General features: G+C 76.3%; 1 protein-coding gene. It reads left to right on the top strand.

Features of this window, described 5'->3' with window-relative positions:
* Positions 1 to 71 precede the first annotated feature (71 nt).
* On the top strand, positions 72 to 549 hold a 478-nt coding region (locus ACOV8S_RS18410; RefSeq protein ID WP_448318919.1), incomplete at its 3' end, for a DUF6912 family protein.

Here is a 549-nt window from a genome sequence, read left to right as displayed (position 1 = left end):
AGGGGACCGTCCCCGCACGCCGCACGTATCCTGAGCTGACCACTCGTCCCCGACCGAAAGCGGCGGCCCGCATGCGCGTCTACGTACCCCTGACCCTCCCCGGGCTCGCCGAGGCGTACCGGACGGGCGAGCTGGGCGGGGAGCGCGTCACCGCCTACGCGGCCACCCCCGCGCTGAGCGACTGGTACGAGTCCGAGGACTCCGAGGAGCTGGAGTACGCCGCCCTGGGCCTGGCCGCCCACGCCTCGCTGCGCCTGCTGGCCGCCGACCCGGCCGCGCCCCGCCGCCGCGTCGTCGTCGCGGTGGACGTGGCGGACCGCGCTGTGGACCTGGCCCCCGAGGAGATGGGCGAGGCCTCCGTCCCCGGCCCCCTGCGGCTCGCCAAGGCCGCCTCGGTGCACGTCGACGCGCAGGGCGCCGAGCAGGACGTCACCGCCGCCGCGGCCGCCCTGGACGCCGCCGACAAGGACGACGTCGACGCGCAGAACACCGTGGACCTCGCCGACGAGCACGACCTGCTGTGGTTCGCCACGCAGGAGATCCCCGCCC

The organism is Streptomyces sp. CO7 (assembly GCF_053474865.1).
Note: the sequence above shows the minus strand (reverse complement) of the source record. Positions and strands in the feature narration are given on the sequence as shown.